Source organism: Marinobacter alkaliphilus, assembly GCF_055394375.1.
This window is the reverse complement of sequence record NZ_AP043751.1, coordinates 3958694-3977445: the sequence shown is the minus strand read 5'-3', so window position 1 is coordinate 3977445 and position 18752 is coordinate 3958694. Positions and strand designations below refer to the sequence as shown.

The 18752-nt window shown below is 58.3% G+C and carries 19 protein-coding genes; 14 read left to right on the top strand and 5 right to left on the bottom strand.

Annotated elements, in window-relative coordinates; all coding sequences use genetic code 11:
* Positions 1 to 741, top strand: a complete 741-nt coding sequence (gene ung, locus ACZ5Q2_RS18240; protein WP_342631980.1) for a uracil-DNA glycosylase — start codon at positions 1 to 3, stop codon at positions 739 to 741.
* A 160-nt stretch (positions 742 to 901) separates the two neighbouring features.
* Here ung and ACZ5Q2_RS18235 read toward each other — a convergent pair whose 3' ends face one another.
* From ACZ5Q2_RS18235 to nadB, 5 genes are all read right to left on the bottom strand, one after another.
* Positions 902 to 1735: an HDOD domain-containing protein gene (locus tag ACZ5Q2_RS18235; RefSeq protein ID WP_058091731.1), complete on the bottom strand. Its 834-nt coding sequence runs from the start codon at positions 1733 to 1735 to the stop codon at positions 902 to 904.
* Between the two features lie 102 nt (positions 1736 to 1837).
* Positions 1838 to 2821 (bottom strand): CAF17-like 4Fe-4S cluster assembly/insertion protein YgfZ, encoded by a 984-nt coding sequence (gene ygfZ / locus ACZ5Q2_RS18230; RefSeq protein ID WP_432210601.1) that lies wholly within the window; start codon positions 2819 to 2821, stop codon positions 1838 to 1840.
* A gap of 28 nt (positions 2822 to 2849) precedes the next feature.
* Positions 2850 to 3311, bottom strand: coding sequence for a hypothetical protein (locus tag ACZ5Q2_RS18225; RefSeq protein ID WP_432210602.1), 462 nt, complete (start codon positions 3309 to 3311; stop codon positions 2850 to 2852).
* Positions 3295 to 3567, bottom strand: a complete 273-nt coding sequence (locus ACZ5Q2_RS18220; RefSeq protein WP_061332284.1) for an FAD assembly factor SdhE — start codon at positions 3565 to 3567, stop codon at positions 3295 to 3297. Before ACZ5Q2_RS18220 ends, ACZ5Q2_RS18225 begins: the two co-directional genes overlap by 17 nt.
* Positions 3568 to 3610: 43 nt before the next feature.
* Entirely contained in the window at positions 3611 to 5218 is a 1608-nt protein-coding gene (gene nadB / locus ACZ5Q2_RS18215; RefSeq protein ID WP_432210603.1) for an L-aspartate oxidase, read from the bottom strand.
* A 139-nt stretch (positions 5219 to 5357) separates the two neighbouring features.
* Between nadB and rpoE the strand changes: the two genes are divergently transcribed.
* The 13 genes from rpoE to pdxJ all read left to right on the top strand — a co-directional run bounded on the left by rpoE (position 5358) and on the right by pdxJ (position 18748).
* Positions 5358 to 6047: an RNA polymerase sigma factor RpoE gene (rpoE, locus tag ACZ5Q2_RS18210; RefSeq protein WP_061332282.1), complete on the top strand. Its 690-nt coding sequence runs from the start codon at positions 5358 to 5360 to the stop codon at positions 6045 to 6047.
* A gap of 15 nt (positions 6048 to 6062) precedes the next feature.
* Positions 6063 to 6626 carry a sigma-E factor negative regulatory protein gene (locus tag ACZ5Q2_RS18205; protein ID WP_432210604.1) on the top strand — a complete coding sequence of 188 codons (564 nt, stop codon included), beginning with the start codon at positions 6063 to 6065 and terminating at the stop codon, positions 6624 to 6626.
* A gap of 16 nt (positions 6627 to 6642) precedes the next feature.
* Positions 6643 to 7695 carry a MucB/RseB C-terminal domain-containing protein gene (locus ACZ5Q2_RS18200; protein WP_432210605.1) on the top strand — a complete coding sequence of 351 codons (1053 nt, stop codon included), beginning with the start codon at positions 6643 to 6645 and terminating at the stop codon, positions 7693 to 7695.
* The gene (locus ACZ5Q2_RS18195; protein ID WP_432210606.1) at positions 7692 to 8141 is read left to right on the top strand and encodes a SoxR reducing system RseC family protein; all 450 of its coding nucleotides are present in this window, start codon (positions 7692 to 7694) and stop codon (positions 8139 to 8141) included. Before ACZ5Q2_RS18200 ends, ACZ5Q2_RS18195 begins: the two co-directional genes overlap by 4 nt.
* Before the next feature lie 81 nt (positions 8142 to 8222).
* A complete protein-coding gene (locus tag ACZ5Q2_RS18190) occupies positions 8223 to 9701 on the top strand; it encodes a DegQ family serine endoprotease (protein WP_061332279.1) in 1479 nt (492 codons plus the stop codon).
* A gap of 116 nt (positions 9702 to 9817) precedes the next feature.
* Positions 9818 to 12544: a bifunctional diguanylate cyclase/phosphodiesterase gene (locus ACZ5Q2_RS18185; RefSeq protein WP_432210607.1), complete on the top strand. Its 2727-nt coding sequence runs from the start codon at positions 9818 to 9820 to the stop codon at positions 12542 to 12544.
* A gap of 103 nt (positions 12545 to 12647) precedes the next feature.
* The gene (lepA, locus tag ACZ5Q2_RS18180; protein WP_058091742.1) at positions 12648 to 14450 is read left to right on the top strand and encodes a translation elongation factor 4; all 1803 of its coding nucleotides are present in this window, start codon (positions 12648 to 12650) and stop codon (positions 14448 to 14450) included.
* Positions 14451 to 14465: 15 nt separating this feature from the next.
* Entirely contained in the window at positions 14466 to 15254 is a 789-nt protein-coding gene (gene lepB / locus ACZ5Q2_RS18175) for a signal peptidase I (protein ID WP_061332277.1), read from the top strand.
* Positions 15255 to 15279: 25 nt separating this feature from the next.
* Positions 15280 to 15666, top strand: a complete 387-nt coding sequence (locus ACZ5Q2_RS18170; protein WP_432210700.1) for a DUF4845 domain-containing protein — start codon at positions 15280 to 15282, stop codon at positions 15664 to 15666.
* Positions 15663 to 16352 carry a ribonuclease III gene (gene rnc, locus ACZ5Q2_RS18165; RefSeq protein WP_061332276.1) on the top strand — a complete coding sequence of 230 codons (690 nt, stop codon included), beginning with the start codon at positions 15663 to 15665 and terminating at the stop codon, positions 16350 to 16352. The genes ACZ5Q2_RS18170 and rnc overlap by 4 nt, the downstream gene beginning before the upstream one ends.
* Positions 16352 to 17269 (top strand): GTPase Era, encoded by a 918-nt coding sequence (gene era / locus ACZ5Q2_RS18160; protein ID WP_061332275.1) that lies wholly within the window; start codon positions 16352 to 16354, stop codon positions 17267 to 17269. The genes rnc and era overlap by 1 nt, the downstream gene beginning before the upstream one ends.
* A gap of 7 nt (positions 17270 to 17276) precedes the next feature.
* A complete protein-coding gene (recO, locus tag ACZ5Q2_RS18155) occupies positions 17277 to 18017 on the top strand; it encodes a DNA repair protein RecO (protein ID WP_432210608.1) in 741 nt (246 codons plus the stop codon).
* Positions 18014 to 18748, top strand: coding sequence for a pyridoxine 5'-phosphate synthase (gene pdxJ, locus ACZ5Q2_RS18150; RefSeq protein WP_138437764.1), 735 nt, complete (start codon positions 18014 to 18016; stop codon positions 18746 to 18748). Before recO ends, pdxJ begins: the two co-directional genes overlap by 4 nt.
* The last annotated feature ends 4 nt before the right edge of the window (positions 18749 to 18752 follow it).

The window sequence follows — 18752 nt, the reverse complement described above, 5'->3', positions numbered from 1 at the left end:
ATGCACCCTGCCGAGGCACTGGCTCAACAACTGAAGCCCGGTCGCGGCTGGGACCAGTGGCTGGCGGACGAGTTCCGCCAGCCCTACATGCTGCAACTGGCCGAATTCCTGGCCGCCCAGGAACAGGCGGGTAAAGTACTGTTCCCGGAGCAAAGACACTGCTTCAACGCCCTGAACAGCACCCCCCTGAACCAGGTCAAAGTCGTCATCCTCGGCCAGGACCCCTACCACGGCCCCGGCCAGGCCCACGGCCTCTGCTTCTCCGTCCGCCCGGGCGTGCCCACGCCGCCGTCCCTGGTGAACATCTTCAAAGAAATCGAAACCGACCTTGCCATCACCCCGCCAGACCACGGCTGCCTGCAACCCTGGGCAGAACAGGGCGTATTACTCCTGAACGCGGTGCTCACCGTCGAACAGGGCAACGCTGGTGCGCACCAGAACAGGGGATGGGAGACCTTCACCGACAAAGTGATCGAAACCATCAACCGGGAGCGGGATGGTGTGGTGTTTCTGCTCTGGGGCAGCTACGCCAGGAAGAAAGGCCGGCACATTGACCGCAATCGCCATCTGGTTCTGGAAGGACCGCACCCGTCACCGCTGAGTGCTTATCGAGGATTTTTCGGTTGTCAGCACTTCTCGCAAGCTAATGACTGGCTGCAGAGACAGGGAATAGCTCAAGTTGATTGGTCACTGCCGAGCAGGGTTAAGTTGCTGGAGGCTTATAAAAAGGCTGAGGCTTAACGCAAAGGTAGTCTTCGGGGTTGGGGCATGCTCCCAAAACCGTGCGGAGCCAGGGATGGCGGAGCCGAGCGTACAAGGACGTATTTACAGCGTGTTTTGGGAGCATGCCCCAACCCCGGAGACGGGGCAAGCTCCTCGATGTTCCGTGTATCGATGGAACTTACTGAAGCAACGCCATCGCCGCTTCCATCTGAGCGTTGAGATCCTCCTCCTCGCTCATGTCGATATTCGGATCCAACCCCAAACGCCCAAAGGCGGGAATGGTATTCCAATCCATCTCCGTCCAAGGGTGATCGGTACCCGCCACCAGTTGCAGATTCGCCACCATCACCAGATCGGCATAATCCGCCGCCGGCACCTCGCGCTGGAAATTGGCATACTCCAGCGGGACATTCTGAAGATCACTCGGGAAATCCCACTTCTTGAGAATCAGCGCGCCAATGCGCGGGTGCAGCTGATCAATGACATTATCCAGCATGATACTACTGATCTGGATGTCCCTGTCCTCCACATAGCGCAGAATCGGCAGCACCCCAATCAGGTGCACAAGCCCCGCCAGCGTGGCCTGATCCGGTTTGAGCTTGGTGTAATGCTGGGCCAGAACGTGGCATACGCCGGCCACTTCAGTGCTGGTTTGCCAGGTGGCGCGCAGCCGCTTGTCGACCATGTCTGAGGTGGCCTGGAACATCTGCTCCATGGCCAGACCCATGGCCAGGTTGCTGGTGTAGGCCATGCCAAGGCGGCTGACCGCCATGTTCAGGTTTTCAATAGCGCGGCTACCCCGGAATAGCGGGCTGTTGCACACGCGGATAATCCGGGCAGAGAGGGCTGTGTCGTTACTGATGACCTTGACCAGGTCAGCGATCGCCGAGTCTTCGGACTCGGCGATGTCCCGAACCTGAAGCGCCACCTCCGGCAGCGTTGGCAGCACCAGTTTGTCGTTCTCAATGGCGTCGGTCAGGTCAGCCTTGATGGTATCTACAATGTTGGCCATGGTCAGTAACGTTCCGCTTGTCTGGGTGCGCTGCTCGCGCGCACGGGGTAAACCGGTATGTGGTTTAATTTATAGCAAATTTTTCCGGTTTTTCCTGTCAACTTATGTATCTGCCTGCGTTGCGGGCTGTTGCTCGGGCACCGGGTAAGGCAAGGGGCGCATGGTCACGGTCACCGAGTCCATGCCCTCCAGCGCCAGGGTGCCTTGCTGAGCGTCGTGCCGGATAACCGCCAGCATCTCACCAGCCTGTTCAGACGTGAGCTCTGCGTTAACTACCTCGCCAACGTTCTTGCCCTCGCTCAGTAGCCTGGTGCCCGGTTCCGGTGCAGTGTCGGAACCCTCAAAACGCAACCGGAACAAGCTCTTCTTGAGCTGCCCCAGAAAGTGCATTCTGGCGATCACTTCCTGACCGGTGTAGCAGCCCTTCTTGAAATGAACGCCTTGCAGGTGTTGCAGGTTGAGCATCTGCGGAACATAGGCCTCCCGGGTCTGGGCCGTTAGCCAAGGCACGCCGGCGGAAATACTGGAAGCGTTCCAGTGTGCCATGGATAACTCGGGCAGTTCCTCCGGCAGCGGTTGATCTCCCTCAAGCTGCCACCATTCGTAGCGGGCCGTCTGGTCACTGGTATCCTCGATTCGAATCAGGATTCCGGAACCGGTGGCCAGCGTCTGCCCCGGCCGGGAAAGCGATTCGGCTGCGTCTCCGCAGGCAGTGATGGCGGCGGGTTTACCGATCAGGCCAAGGATTCGGGCGGAAGGCAGCACGTCCATGCTGGTCCCACGAAACAGCATCAGGTACTTGCGGAGGTGGCTAAGGGTGTCATCCGCCAGTTCTGTATCCAGGTCCATCAACAGGTCCTGGCCGTGCCGTACCATGCGGGTTACGCAGTAAGCTCGTCCCTTGGGTGTGCAGGCGGTTGCCCGCAACGACTGGGTCTGTGTCACCTCATCCACATGCTGGGAAAACTGGCCCTGGACAAACTTGTCGGCGCCGGGGCCGCTGATGCGCACCACCAGTCTGTTGGTGAGCTGTGTGTACCCGGCGTCAGGCGAGTAGTGTGGCCGAGGGTTTTCCGTGGGGTTCATCGTGATCTCCATGTTGGGTCAGCGGAGTTCAGTGTGCGTTACGCGTATGGCCGATTCTCAGCCATACCCGCAGGCGTCGAAACTCATGCTCGGGAGCATTGGCCTGGAATGGCCCGATCTTGCCGGTAATCATTACCATGATGCTACCTGATCTGGAGTCTTGGGGGTGGAGTTTCAAGATCAGGCAGGACGCACCCAGGGTACTTGAGGCGCAGACCCGAACGGGTGTCTCATGGTCATCGCCGAACTGGCAGGTTATGCCGCCGCTGTCGGTGCGCAGGGCCTTAATGGCCTTGGGCCCGCGTAACAGGCCATAGCGCCGGAAGTTTCGCCAAGCGAAAGCGATTGTGACCGGCACTGCCATCAGTAACCAGAGGCTGGTTTCCAGTGCCGAACCAAGGGCGAAAGCGCTGAGCAGTATCCAGGGTGCACTGGCCAGCAGGCCCGCGATGCCGGAGGGGGATAGAGTCAGATTAATCCGGCTGGACACGGTTCAGGATGATGTCAACGATGCGCTGAAGATCCGGGTCTTCCGGCCGGCTGCGTTGCATGAACCATTCGAACATATCGGTGTCTTCGCAGCTCAGCAGTTTCTTGTATCGGGCCTGGTCGTCCGGCTCGAGATCCCGGTACGCTTCCTCCAGGAAGGGCAGCAGCAGAACATCCAGTTCCAGCATGCCCCGGCGGCTGTGCCACCACAGGCGGTGAAATTCGGTATGGTCGTTGGACGCATTGGTGTCTGACATAGTCGGTTGCCTTGAAAAACAGTGGAGTCTCCCTGTCAGCCCGTCAGGGTGACAGCGTGCGATAAGTGGTGGGTACCAGAACCGTGTCTTGCGGATCGTTCAGCAGGCCCGGGTAGTCCAGTGTGTAATGCAGGCCGCGGCTTTCCTTTCGCTGTAGGGCCGAGCAGATGATCAGGTCGGCAACCGTCACCAGGTTACGCAGCTCGATCAGGTCATTGGTAACCCGGTAATTGCTGTAGAACTCGCCGATCTCCCGGGACAGTAGATCCACCCGGTGCTTGGCCCGCTGCAGACGTTTGGTGGTGCGCACAATGCCCACGTAGTCCCACATGAAATGACGTAATTCGTCCCAGTTGTGGGAAATCACAACGTCTTCATCGGAGTCCCGTACCTGGCTTTCATCCCAGTCCGGTGCGATGGGCGGCTCCGGTATGTCGGATTCCCGCCGGGCGATGTCAGCGGCGGCAGCGCGGCCGTACACCAGGCATTCCAGCAGGGAGTTGCTGGCCATGCGGTTGGCACCGTGCAGGCCGGTGAAGGCAGCTTCGCCCACCACATACAGCTGGTTGATGTCGGTGCGAGCCCGTTCGTCGCTGACAATGCCGCCGCAGGTGTAATGGGCGGCCGGCACCACCGGAATGGGCTCCCTGGTGATGTCGATGCCAAACTCCCGACACTTTTCATAAATGGTGGGGAAGTGGTGCTTGATGAAATCCGCCGGTTTGTGGCTGATGTCCAGGTACAGATGGTCGGCACCCAGGCGTTTCATTTCATGGTCGATGGCCCGGGCGACGATATCCCGGGGCGCCAGTTCGGCACGTTTGTCGAACCGGTCCATGAATCGGCTGCCGTCTGGCAGTTTCAGCACGCCGCCTTCGCCACGAACCGCTTCGGTAATCAGAAACGATTTGGCATGTGGATGGTACAGGCAGGTGGGGTGAAACTGGTTGAATTCCATGTTGGCTACCCGGCACCCGGCCCGCCAGGCCATGGCGATGCCGTCGCCGGATGCACCGTCCGGATTGGTGGTGTAGCGGTAGGCCTTGGAGGCGCCGCCGGTGGCAATCACGGTAAACCGGGCGCGGAACAGTTCTACGTGGTTATCTTCCAGGTTCAGTATGTAGGCGCCTACGCATCGGTTGCCTGGCAGGGCGAGTTTGCGGTTGGTGATCAGGTCCACCGCCACCCGGCCCGCTTTAAGGTCAATATTCGGGCGAGCCTGTGCCTGGCTGGCGAGTGTGGTCGACACCGCATGACCAGTGGCGTCGGCGGCATGGATGATGCGCCGGTGGCTGTGGCCACCTTCGCGGGTCAGGTGGTAGTCTTCGCTGTCATCCTGGCGGGTGAACTTTACGCCCGAATCAATCAGCCACTGGATGCTCTCTTTGCTGTGCCCCACGGTAAAGCGCACGGCATCTTCGTGGCACAGACCGCCGCCGGCGTTGAGGGTATCCAGGATATGGTTTTCAACGGAGTCGGCAGCATCAATCACCGCAGCAATGCCGCCCTGGGCCCAGAGTGTGGCGCCGGAGCTGATGTCTGCCTTGCTGACCACGCACACGCTGAGGTGCTCTGGCAGATTGAGCGCTACGGTCAGACCGGCAGCGCCGCTGCCGATAATGAGAACGTCGTATTCGAAGGACTGTGGCATTGAGTCGTTATCGCGGGCCATAATGTGGACGTGTATTGAACTAAACTTTACGCTTGCTGTCTATTTGGCCTGATGGATAAGCCGCCCGCCGGTTGCTGTCCAGGACCATGGGTTCATGATCGAACGCCGGAAGAGCCGAATGACACAAGCAGCAAATCTTATCAAGGCCACTCCGTTGGCTACCAAGACAGGACATTCTGTTACGTCGTCCATGACTCCTGATAACGACTGGAAACCGGGTGAGCAGACCGACAGTCAGACGGATCTGCAGTTGGTGCGCAAGGTTCGCAATGGCGATCGTGCGGCCTTTGATCTGCTTGTGGTCAAGTATCAGTCGCGGGTGGCCTCCATCATCAGTCGATACGTCTACGACAGCCAGGAAGTAATGGACCTGACCCAGGAAACCTTTGTCAAAGCGTTCCGGGCGGTCGAGCGGTTCCGTGGCGACAGCGCGTTCTACACCTGGCTGTACCGGATTGCCGTTAACACCGCCAAGAACTATCTGGAAGCCCGTGGTCGCCGGCCGCAGGGCTCGGCGGACTCAGCAGACGCAGAGAATTTTGACGATGGTGGTCGGCTGCGGGATGTCGCTTCTCCCGAGCGGCTGTTGCAGCGGGAGCAGCTGCAAAAAGCACTTTCGGAAGCAATAGCTGGTCTGCCTGAGGAACTTCGTTCCGCTTTTCTGCTCAGGGAATATGATGGCCTGAGTTATGAGGATATCGCCCGGATTCTGGAATGCCCGATCGGAACCGTTCGGTCGCGGATATTCAGGGCCCGGGATGCAGTGGACCGGCACTTGGGTCCCTTGCTCAATCATTCAGTGACGTAAATGAGGTTGCATCCGATGGATGAGCGTCTCAGAGAAACCCTGTCCGCGATGATGGACGACGAAGCAGATGAACTATCGGTTCGTCGCCTGTTGTCTCATGGTAATCAGGATGAGGTCAGGAACCAGTGGCAACGCTGGCAACAGGTTCGTGACCTCATGCATGAAAGTCATGGCCCTGAAGAGAGCGTCGATGTGGCGGTGGCTGTCCGTGAGGCTCTCGATGGTCACGTACGCCCTGAACCTTCAAGGCTCAAGACTCAGGTTGCCGCAGGCTCCTACTGGCGATGGCCGGTGGCGGCGATGGTCGTTATGGCTCTGGTCATCGGATTTGGCGCCGGCGCCGGATGGGATGGGCAAACCCAGGAGCCGGTGGCTGCGGTGGCAGTGACCGAGCTGTCTGATGAGGATGCACTGGCTTTGTCTGCCAGGGTAGAGGAAGTTGCCTTGCAGCGTCTGGACGAAGATCAGCTTAAGCAGATGCGCCAGTTTATGCTCGAACACGCACAGCATAACAGTGTTGGCGCAGGCCGGGGTTCTGTTGGTTATGCCCGGCTGGTGAGTGCCAGCAGTGGCTACTGACGTTGGGGAACGGACGATGAAGTGGGTGGTGAGCAGTTTGGTGTCTCTGAGCCGAAGCGTGTTCGCCGGTGTGCTTGCCGGAGTGTTGATCATGCTGCCTGTTCACGGAGCCAATGCTGAGACGAGCAACGAACCTGTTTCTGCAGATCCCGCTGATGCGATGTCGTGGCTGGAGCGCCTGGGCCCGGCTTTGAACATGACTTCTTACCGAGGTGTTTTCGTCTATGCCCGTGGGGATCAGGTCCATTCCATGAAGATTGCCCATCGGTTTCGGGATGGCCAGGTGGAAGAGCGACTGGTCATGCAGGATGGCGGCAGTGGCGAGATAGTCCGTAAAGGTATGAATGTGGTTTGTGTGCTCCCTGACCGTGGTCGGGTGAGCCTTGATGAAGTGATTCCCTCCGGCCCGTTTGCCGAGGCATTCACAAGTCAGCTGATGCCGTTTGGCCAATGGTATCGCTCGGAGCTTGCTGGTGAAGATCGCATCGCCGGTTATGATGTCGTGACCATCGCGTTAACCGCCCGTGATGACGAGCGTTACAGTCATCGGCTGTGGATGGAAAAAGACACCGGCTTGCTGGTCAAGAGCCAGGTGCGCGACGGTGATGGGGAAGTGCTGGAGCACTTTCAGTTTACCAGTCTCGAGATTACCGATGAAATCGCCGACGAGGAGCTGGAAATACAGACCCAGGGGCGCGAAATAACCCGCACACTGGCAACCAGAGAACCTCAGCAATCGGTGGTCGGCCGCATGAGCGGCTGGACTCTCAACTGGCGGCCCGAGGGCTTTGTGCCAGCGGCCGCGCCGCGTTCTGGCAAGGGCAAAGCCGTCGCTTTCTCGGATGGCCTGGCAGCGTTTTCGGTGTTTGTCGAACCGGTTGGCCAGTTGAAAATGCCGACAGGGGCCTCTCGGGTGGGGGCAACCACCATATACATGCGCGAGATCCTGGTCGCCGACAGACCGTTCCTGGTTGCCGTGGTGGGCGAGATTCCCCCGCGTACTGCCCGGAAAGTGGCGGATGCCGTTGAAATAGATGACGCCCTGGCCCTGGAGTTATCAGGGCTGTGATCACCGAGACCGGCAAGGTGGTGGCCCTGAGTGGCGATAGCGTCTGGGTGCAAACCATCCGTACCAGCGCTTGTCAGAGCTGTTCCGCCAGAGCTGGTTGTGGTCAGCGGGCACTGGCCAAAGTGTCCGGGGGGCGCGCGAATCAGATTCTGGTGGCGAATACCTTGGGTGCCAGGGTTGGTGATGAAGTGGTGATCGGTATTGATGAACAGTCCCTGTTGACAGCATCGTTGGCTGTGTATGGTGCTCCGTTGCTGCTGATGGTGTTGGCCAGTATTGTTGGTTACCGATGGTTTGGCGGCACCGATGCCGCGGCCATCGCGGGCGCCCTGGCAGGGCTCGGGGCGGGATTCTGGTGGGTGCGTCGATGGCAGCGCCGGGGTGGAGATCGATACCAGCCGCGGCTGATCAGAGTGAACAGTGCTCATTCCGTGACATGTCTGTGAATCCTACCGTTTTGTAAGTTGAAAAACGGGTTGCCGGCCCCAGAATTACAGCGTAATTACAAGCAGAACAGGGGGTTCCACATGCCGAGATCAAACACAGAGGTTGCCCGTCTGGCTCCGGTCCGGAGCGCAGGACACTACTGGGCGGCCTTACTGATGCTTTCCGTCATGGTTTCAGTTTTCTGGAGCCAATCCCTCGCCGCGCGCGGCTTGCCGGACTTTACCGAACTGGTTGAAGAGAACTCCAGCGCGGTAGTGAATATCAGCACCACAAGTGAACCACGTAATCAGGGCTCCCGTTTCCAGGGTTCGCCGTTCGATGAACGGCAGCTCGAGCAGTTGCCGCCGTTCCTGCAGGAATTTTTCCGTGGCCCGCAATCGCCATTCGGCGGCTCGCCCCGTTCCCAGCAGCCCCAGCGCTCCATGGGTTCTGGTTTCATTGTGTCAACAGATGGTTATGTACTCACCAACAACCATGTAGTGGAAGGTGCTGACGAGGTCATCGTGCGGTTGAACGACCGTCGTGAATTCCAGGCCACCATTGTTGGCACTGACCCCCGTTCAGACATGGCCGTGCTGAAGATCGAGAACGGTGAGGATCTGCCCGTGGTCAAGGTGGGGCGTTCACGTGACCTCAAGGTGGGCGAATGGGTGTTTGCCATCGGTTCACCGTTCGGTTTTGACTACACGGTGACGGCAGGCATTGTCAGCGCCCTTGGCCGTTCATTGCCCTCCGAAAACTACGTGCCATTCATTCAGACAGACGTGGCAATCAACCCCGGCAACTCCGGTGGGCCACTGTTTAATCTTGATGGTGAGGTAGTGGGTATCAACTCCCAGATCTATACCCGCTCTGGCGGTTTCATGGGGGTTTCTTTCGCCATTCCCATTGACGATGCGATGAACGTATTCAACCAGATCCGGGACAAGGGCAGCGTTGCACGGGGCTGGCTTGGTGTGTTGATTCAGGAAGTAAACCGGGACCTGGCGGAATCTTTTGGCCTGAAACGCCCAAGGGGCGCGCTGATTGCGGAAGTCATGCAGGGGTCGCCGGCTGAGAAGGGAGGCCTGGAATCCGGAGATATCGTGCTGGAATACAACAGCGAGCCGGTTCAGTTGTCATCAGACCTGCCGCCGCTGGTGGGCCGGACGCCGGTGGGCGAATCGGCTCGGCTGACGGTACTGCGGGGTGGTCGGGAAATTGAGCTGGATGTGACCATCGGCCGCTTGCCGGAAGATGGCGATGACAGCTCAGACCCCGTGGTTGGTGAAAACAATGCGCCGTCACAGGACCCGCTGGGCCTGGCGGTTGAATCCCTGACGCCGGAGCAAGCCAGTGCTGCCGGTGTTCAAGGTGGCGTGCTGGTGACTCGGGTAGGCCAGGGGCCCGCAGCGGAAGCCGGGATTCGTTCCCGAGACATCATCACCGAGATCAATCGCGAACAGGTACGCTCAGTGGAGGATTTCCGGAACGCCACCCGCAAGCTGCCGTCTAACCGGGCGGTTTCGGTCAGAATCGTCCGCCAGGGCCGTGCCATCTATCTGGTGATGAAGCCCTGACACCCTAGAAAACAGGCGTTTCGCAAGCCCCCGGTGTCTTTGACGACAGGCCCGGGGGCTTTTGCTATAATCGCCCGAACTGATAATAAATGGGGTCATGGAACGGACCGAAAACGATGATAACCAGCAAGGAACTTCCCCTCCGACAGCTTCTGCAATTACGCCATGCCTGGATTGCCTGGCTTGTGTTCTTTGTTGCCGTAGCCGCCACCCTGCTTCTATGGCAGGTGTCAATCCGCCTTGTGGAAGACCGCACCGAGGCCCACTTCCGAACCCAGTCCCTGCAGTTGAAAAGCGCCATCGAAGAACGGTTACTCAATTATGAGCAGGTGCTGGCAGGCAGTTCCGGTCTGTTCTCGGTAGCCGGGGAGGTAACCCGGGATCAGTGGCGGGAGTATGTCGAGAAAGTGGATATCGACCGTTACTACCCGGGTATTCAGGGTATCGGGTTTGTGCAGCGGATTGGGGTTCGGGATATGGCCGATCATATCGCTTCGGTGCGGGCCGAAGGTGTCTATAACTATCTGGTCAAGCCGCTCGGCACAGGCCCGTTCTATTACCCCATGGTGTACCTGGAACCGGGCACAGATCGCAACCGCAGGGCGCTGGGTTACGATGCCTTCAGTGATCCCATCCACCGGGTAGCAATGGAAAAGGCACGGGATGATGCCGTACCTACCGTGACGGGTAAGGTGGTTCTGGTTCAGGAGTCGCTGGCGGAAGATCAGGCCGGCTTCCTGATGTACTACCCGGTATACCAGGGCGGAGAAATTCCGGACATTCGCGCAGAGCGGCGGATGATGCTGTCTGGTTATGTGTTCAGTGCTTTCCGGATGAACAACCTGATTGATGGCATTGTCGGCCTTATCTCTCCCTTTCTTGACGTGCGGATCTACGACAGTGGCGTGGTGGCCCGGGACACCTTGATGTATGGATCCAACCTGGGGTCCCTGGATAACGAATTCAGTTTTGAAATGAGCCAGACCATCTCCCACGGTGGCCGGGACTGGCTGTTGCAAACCCGTTCAACACCTGCCTTCGACTTTCTGGCGGCAGACCCTCGCCCACCGATTGTGCTGGGGTCTGGGTTGGCCATCAGTGCTTTATTGTGCCTGTTCGTATTGGCGCTGATCCGATCCCGCCTGATCGCTCAGATCAGCGCTGGCCGTTACCGGGCCATTACCGAAGGAGCTGCCAATGTCACGCTGGTGATGGATCGCGGTGGCGAGCCGCTTTATGCCAGTCCGTCCAGCCGGGACATCCTGGGCTTCGACCCCGACAAGGTCCATTCCATGCAGCTGGAAGCCCAGGTGCATCCGGACGACCTTCCCCTGCTGCAACGCGGTTTTGCTGAATCCATGCGCGCGCCGGGCAAACAGATGCCGGTCGTCCGGGCGCGTATCCGGGATGCTGAGGGCCAGTGGCGTGACATGGAGGGCACCTATACCGCCATGTTGTCGGTGCCTGGTGTTAATGGTGTGGTACTGAGCCTGCGGGACCTGACCCAGCTCAAGGCAGCCCAATCCGAGTTGCATCGCCTGGCGTTCTACGATCCGCTCACCGGGCTGGCAAACCGTCAGTTGTTCAGGGACCGTCTGAACCACGTGGTACGTCGGAGTCGCCGCAGTGGTGAACCGGCGGCGCTGATGTTCCTGGATCTCGATGGTTTCAAGCGTATTAACGACACTCTGGGGCACGACGCCGGGGACGAGCTGCTGAAACAGGTGGCACTGTGGCTGGAAGGCTGTGTGCGTGAGGAAGACTCGGTGGCCCGCCTCGGGGGGGATGAATTTGTGGTGCTGTTGTCCCAGATCAGCGGCCCGGATGCCGCCGGCAAGGTGGCAGAGTCCATACTCCGCCGCCTGTGTCAGCGAATACGCCTGAACGACCACGAAGTGGGCATCACCGTGAGTATTGGCATCACCATGATTCCGCATGATAGCGAGGATGCCGGCACCCTGATGAAATACGCCGATCTGGCCATGTACCGGGCCAAGGAGCTGGGTCGCAATACCTACCAGTTCTTCACCCCTGCCATGAATATCAAGGCCGCCCGGCGCCTGTTGCAGCAGGAAGAGCTGGCCACGGCCCTGGATGGCGACCGGTTTGTTCTGCATTATCAGCCAAAGATCGACCTCGTCAGCCAGCGGGTGATTGGCGTGGAAGCGTTCCTGCGTTGGCACCACCCGGAAAAGGGACTGGTTTCGGCGCAGCAGTTCATCAACCTGGCGGAAGAGACCGGCCTGATCGTCCGGCTGGGCGAGCTCGCCCTGCGGCAAGCGTGTATTCAGGTGCAGGCCCTTGAACGGGCCGGCTTCGAATCCCTGAAGATGGCGGTGAACCTGTCGGTGCGACAGCTGACCGATTCCGGTTTCCTGGACATGATTCGTCAGGTCATTACGGAAACCGGCGTGTCGCCGGAGCGCCTGGAGCTGGAAATGCCGGCAGAGTTGTTGAACGAAGACCCTCGCATGCTGCGTGAACTGCTGGTGTCACTGAATGACCTGGGGGTTTGCCTGATATTGGATGATTTCGGGACTGGGTCCTGCTCCCTGGTGGCACTGCAGCAACTGCCGCTGGATGTCATCAAGATTGATCATCGGTTCATCCGGGACATCCCCTACAATGTCAGTGCCACCGATGTGGCGTCTGCGGTGATTGCGCTGGCGAAGAAGCTGCACCTGACCGTGGTAGCCGAGGGCGTGGAAACTCTGCAGCAGCTGACTTTCCTGAAATCCGCCGGTTGCGCCCAGTGCCAGGGCAATCTGTTCAGCTACCCGCTGGACGAAGACGCGTTGATTGGGTTCCTGATCCGGCAGTACGAGAAGCCGCTTATTTCCTGATCATGGCAATAGCGGCCGGTAACCGGTAAAATCACGCCGTTCCCGGACCCGGTAGCGGCCATTCCGGGCTCAACCCTACGTCTTATATGAGTAATCATTGTCTGTGACTGAACTGAGCCGAATCCGTAACTTTTCCATTATTGCCCACATTGACCACGGTAAATCCACACTGGCGGATCGTTTTATCCAGATATGCGGTGGCCTGACGGACCGCGAAATGGCCGAACAAGTGCTTGACTCCATGGACCTGGAGCGGGAACGGGGCATTACCATCAAGGCCCAGAGCGTAACGCTCAACTACACCGCCAGAGACGGTGAAACCTACAAGTTGAATTTCATCGACACCCCCGGCCACGTGGATTTTTCCTATGAGGTATCCCGTTCCCTCTACGCCTGTGAAGGTGCGCTTCTGGTGGTAGATGCAGGCCAGGGTGTGGAAGCCCAGTCGGTAGCCAATTGTTATACCGCCATTGAGCAGGGGCTTGAGGTGGTGCCGGTACTGAACAAGATGGACCTGCCCCAGGCGGAGCCGGAGCGGGTGGCGGCGGAAATTGAGGACATCATCGGCATTGAAGCCGCCGATGCTGTACGCTGCAGTGCCAAGAGTGGTCTGGGCGTGGAAGATGTACTTGAGGATCTGATCAAGAAGATTCCGCCACCGAAGGGTGACCGCAGTGCGCCTCTGCAGGCGCTGATTATCGATTCCTGGTTCGATAACTATCTGGGCGTGGTATCCCTGGTTCGGGTGACCGAGGGCGTTCTGCGCAAAGGCGACAAGATTGTCATCAAATCCACCAGAAAAGCCTGGAATGCAGATAAGGTGGGTATCTTTAATCCGAAACCCACAGACACCGATGTTCTGGAAGCCGGTGACGTAGGCTTTGTGGTGGCGGGTATCAAGGATATTCACGGCGCGCCGGTGGGCGATACCATCGTGCATCAGAAGTTCGCCGACGAAACTCCGATGCTGCCGGGCTTCAAGAAGGTTCAGCCGCAGGTTTACGCGGGCCTGTTCCCGGTCAGCGCTGACGATTATGACGACTTCCGGGATGCCCTGGAAAAGCTGACGCTGAACGACGCCTCCCTGTTTTTTGAGCCAGAGAATTCTGACGCCCTCGGTTTCGGGTTCCGCTGTGGTTTCCTGGGCATGCTGCACATGGAAATTATCCAGGAGCGACTGGAGCGTGAGTACGATATCGATCTGATTACCACGGCGCCCACGGTAATCTATGAAGTCATTACCAAACAGGGTGAGACCCTGTCGGTGGACAACCCCTCGCGGCTTCCGGATATTGGCTCTATTGAGGAAATGCGTGAGCCCATTGTCGAGGCGAATATCCTGGTGCCCCAGGAACACCTGGGTAACGTTATTGCCCTGTGTGAAGAGAAGCGGGGTGTTCAGAAGAACATGCACTTTATGTCCACCCAGGTTCAGCTCACCTACGAGTTGCCGATGGCGGAAGTGGTGATGGATTTCTTCGATCGGATCAAATCAGCCAGTCGTGGTTTCGCTTCTCTGGATTACCACTTTGTGCGGTTCCAGCAGGCCAATCTGGTTCGACTGGACGTGTTGATTAACGGTGAACGGGTCGACGCCCTGGCTCTGATCGTTCATCGGGATCTGGCGCATCGCAAGGGACGCCAGCTGATCGAGAAGATGAAAGAGCTGATTCCCAGGCAGATGTTTGATATCGCCATCCAGGCGGCAATCGGAACCCAGGTGGTGTCACGGGTTACGGTCAAGGCATTGCGCAAGAACGTTACCGCCAAGTGTTACGGTGGGGACGTCAGCCGGAAGAAGAAACTGCTTCAGAAGCAGAAAGAAGGTAAAAAACGTATGAAGCAACTGGGCAATGTCGAGGTGCCTCAGGAAGCGTTTCTTGCTGTATTGAAAGTGGATAACTAAAACTAAGGCTCCCGGATGGATATTGATTTTCCGCTGGTACTGGTGGTTCTGACCTTCGCGACTGGATTGATCTGGCTGGCGGATAAAGTGTTTTTCAGCAAACGGCGGCAGGCAGCTGGCCCGGACGTTGGCGGTGCCGCGTCCGATGAAACTGCCGAGACCAGTGAACCCTGGTTGGTCGACCTGAGCCGATCGTTCTTCCCGGTACTGGCCATCGTTCTGGTGCTTCGTTCGTTTCTGGTGGAACCCTTTCAGATTCCCTCCGGTTCGATGCTGCCGACCCTCGAAGTTGGTGATTTTATCCTGGTAAACAAGTACGCCTACGGGCTCCGGTTGCCAGTGGCCGGCACCAAGGTGGTGTCGATGGGTGATCCCGAGCGTGGTGATGTCATGGTGTTCCGTTATCCGGAGGATGGCGCCACCAACTACATCAAACGAGTGATTGGTTTGCCGGGTGACCGGGTGCGCTATCGCGATAAACAGCTGTTCATCAATGATGAACCGGTGGCCAGGGAGTTTGTGGCCCGTCTTCCGCCAATGGAGCGCTGGCGTGAGGAAGTGGGCGGCGTTGAGCACGATGTGTATCTGACCCTGGGCCGGGTTGCAGGCAACGGCGAAGGTGAATGGCTGGTGCCTGATGGCCATTACTTTGTCATGGGGGACAACCGGGACAACAGTAACGACAGCCGGTTCTGGGGCACTGTGCCTGATGAGCTTGTGGTCGGAAAGGCCTTTGCCATCTGGATGCACTGGAAATCACTGACAAGTCTGCCATCTTTTGATCGAGTGGGTAGCATTGACTAACCCCGTTGTGCCGGAGACAAGCATGATGAAAAAGAATAATCCCGTCGGATTGCAGCAGCAGGGCGGCAGCGCTCTAACCATGCTGATTGTGGCGATGTTTTTTGGCAGTCTGCTGGCCCTGGGGCTGAAAATCGGCCCTGCCTATCTGGACGATTTCACCATCCAGGAGGCACTGGAAGGTCTTGATGGCACCGAGGGGTTGTCGCGAATGGGGCCGGCAGAAGTGCGCAACCTGATTAACCGGCGCCTGAGTGTCAATAACGTCAGGGGCTTCGACGCCAAGCAGATCAGCATTGAGAAAAATGGCGAGTTTGTGGTCATCAAGGTGGACTACGAGGTTCGCAATCATCTATTCGGAAACGTGGACACCATCGTTCATTTCCAGCACGAGTATGAGTTAAAGGGACAGTGAGTTCACAACCAGATCTGGATCAGTTGCAGCGTCGTATCGGATACACCTTCAAGGAACCCGAGCGGTTGCTGCTGGCCCTGACCCACAGAAGTTACGGGAACCAGAATAATGAACGCCTGGAGTTCCTTGGGGATTCCATCGTTAATATGGTGATTGCAGAACACTTGTACCTGCACTTCGAGAAAGCCCGGGAAGGTCAGTTGAGCCGGCTCCGGGCGCGGATGGTCAAAGGCGTGACCCTCGCCGAGATTGGTCGCGAATTCCAGTTGGGCCAGTATCTGAGGCTGGGCTCCGGTGAGCTTAAAAGTGGTGGCTACCGGCGCGAGTCGATTCTGGCGGATGCGGTGGAGTCCATCATAGGTGCTATTTACCTGGACAGCGATTTTCATACCTGCCGTGAGCAGGTACTGCGCTGGTTCGAGCATCGCCTGGCCAATCTGGACATTCAGGATACCCAGAAAGATCCCAAAACCCGGTTGCAGGAATACCTGCAATCCCGGCAGTTCCCGCTGCCTCGTTACGAAGTGATATCCGTCGACGGTGAAGCCCATGAGCAGACGTTCCATGTCTCCTGTGCACTACCGTCACTGGATCGAAAGACCAGCGGCACCGGTAGCAGTCGGCGAATTGCTGAACAGCAGGCTGCCCGCAATGCCCTCAAGCAACTGGGCGTGGAGAACTCCTGATGAATGATATTACTCGCCCGGAAGATCCGGACAGCCGTTGTGGTTTCGTCGCCATTGTTGGCCGGCCGAACGTGGGAAAATCCACGCTTCTGAACCATATCCTGGGCCAGAAACTGAGTATTACCTCCCGCAAACCCCAGACCACCCGACATCAGGTGCTGGGTATCAAGACAGACGGACCTGTGCAGGCCATCTATGTGGATACCCCCGGCATGCACGAAGACGAGCCCCGTGCGCTGAACCGTTATATGAACAAAGCGGCGTCGTCTGCCCTGATTGACGTGGACGTGGTGGTGTTCGTGGTGGACCAACTGGCGTGGACCACTGCCGATGACATGGTGCTGGAGAAATTGTCGCGGTTGAAATGCCCGGTTATCCTTGCAGTTAACAAGGTGGACAAGGTTGAGAACCGTGACAAACTGCTGCCACACCTTGAGGCACTGTCCAAAAAACGGGAATTTGCCGAAATTATCCCTTTGTCTGCGTTGAAAGAAACCAACCTCCAGCCACTGGAGGAAGCTGTGGGACGTTTCCTGCCCCAGAGTGTGCACTTCTACCCGGACGATCAGATTACGGATCGCAGCGAGCGCTTTATGGCGTCAGAGATGGTGCGGGAGAAAATTACCCGCCAACTCGGTGCTGAATTGCCTTATTCCGTGGCAGTAGAGATCGAAGAGTTCAAGCACGAGGGGAAAACCCTGCATATCTCGGCCCTGATTCTGGTGGAACGGGAAGGCCAGAAGAAAATCATTATCGGTGACAAGGGCGAGCGCCTGCGCCGCATTGGCCAGGAAGCCCGGGTGGATATGGAACGCATGTTTGGCACCAAGGTCATGTTACGTTTGTGGGTGAAGGTAAAGCGCGGCTGGGCCGACAGCGACCGGGCATTGAAAAGCCTTGGCATGAGCGATTTCTGAGGTCGCTATGAAGGGAGCGGTGCAGCAGGAGCCCGCTTATGTGATTCACCGGCGCCCCTGGCGGGAAACCGCCTTGCTGGTGGATCTGTTTACTCTGAATCACGGCCGAATGAGTCTGGTGGCGCGCGGCGCCAACAGTGCCAAAAGCCCCCTCAAGGCCCAGTTGCAGCCGTTCCAGCCGTTAATGGTGGACTGGACCGGAAAAAGCGATCTGAAAACACTGGTGCAGCTTGAGGTTCGGTCGGCGCCGCTGCTTTCGCAAACCCGTGCCTTGTACAGCGGCCTCTACATCAATGAACTGCTTCAGCGCGTTCTGCCAGCGGCAGACCCTCATCCCACCCTGTTTGCCAGTTACATAGAAAGCCTGCAGGCTCTCGCGGCACTGGCGGCCAAAACCGATGTAGAGCCAATATTGCGGCACTTTGAACGGGCGTTTGCCGGGGCCCTCGGGTATGACTTTGCCTGGGATGAAGCCACTGATACCGGCTTGCCAGTGGTGGCCGGTGGTTACTACGGTTATGATCCGGTGCAGGGCATTGTGTCTGCCGCCGCCACCGGGGTTCGCTTGCAGCAGATTCCGGGCGAGGCTCTGCTGGCCCTGGCCGAAGGCGACTTTACCGGTGAGTTACCGCGCAGGACGGCCAAGCGGATCATGCGTGTTCTGGTGGACTACCTGTTGCAGGGTAAGCCGTTACACAGCCGCAATCTGTTCAGCCATTCCGTTTCATCATCAGGGAGAACCCCATGAATTCCAGAGTGTTGCTCGGTGTGAATATTGACCATGTGGCCACATTACGCCAGGCCCGTGGCACCCGCTATCCAGACCCGGTTCAGGCGGCATTGGTGGCCGAGGAAGCGGGCGCCGATGGCATTACCATTCACCCCCGGGAAGACCGCCGGCACATTCAGGATCGTGACGTACTGTTGCTGCGCGAAGTCCTGCAAACCAAGATGAACCTGGAAATGGCGGTAACCGATGCCATGCTGGCCTTTGCCGAACAGGTTCGGCCGGAGTGTGTCTGCCTGGTGCCGGAGAAGCGCGAAGAATTGACCACCGAGGGTGGGCTGGATGTCGACGGTCAGGAAGAGCGTGTGGCCAAGGCCTGCGACCGGCTGGCAAAGATCGGGGCCGAAGTATCACTGTTCATTGACCCGGACCCGGTGCAGATAGACGCCGCTGTGCGCTGTGGTGCGCCGGTTGTCGAGCTGCACACCGGCGAATACGCCGAAGCGCAGGACCCGGCTGTTCGGGAAAAAGCGTTCAAACAGCTGGCCGATGCCGTGGCCTATGCCCGAAAGAAAGGGTTGATTGTGAACGCTGGCCACGGCCTGCATTATCACAACACCGAGCGGGTGGCGGCGATTCCGGGCATTAACGAGTTGAACATCGGCCATGCCATTGTTGCCAGGGCAGTGTTCACTGGTCTGAAAGAGGCGGTTCGGGAGATGCGCGCCATTGTTGAGCGCGCCCGCCCCTAAGCTG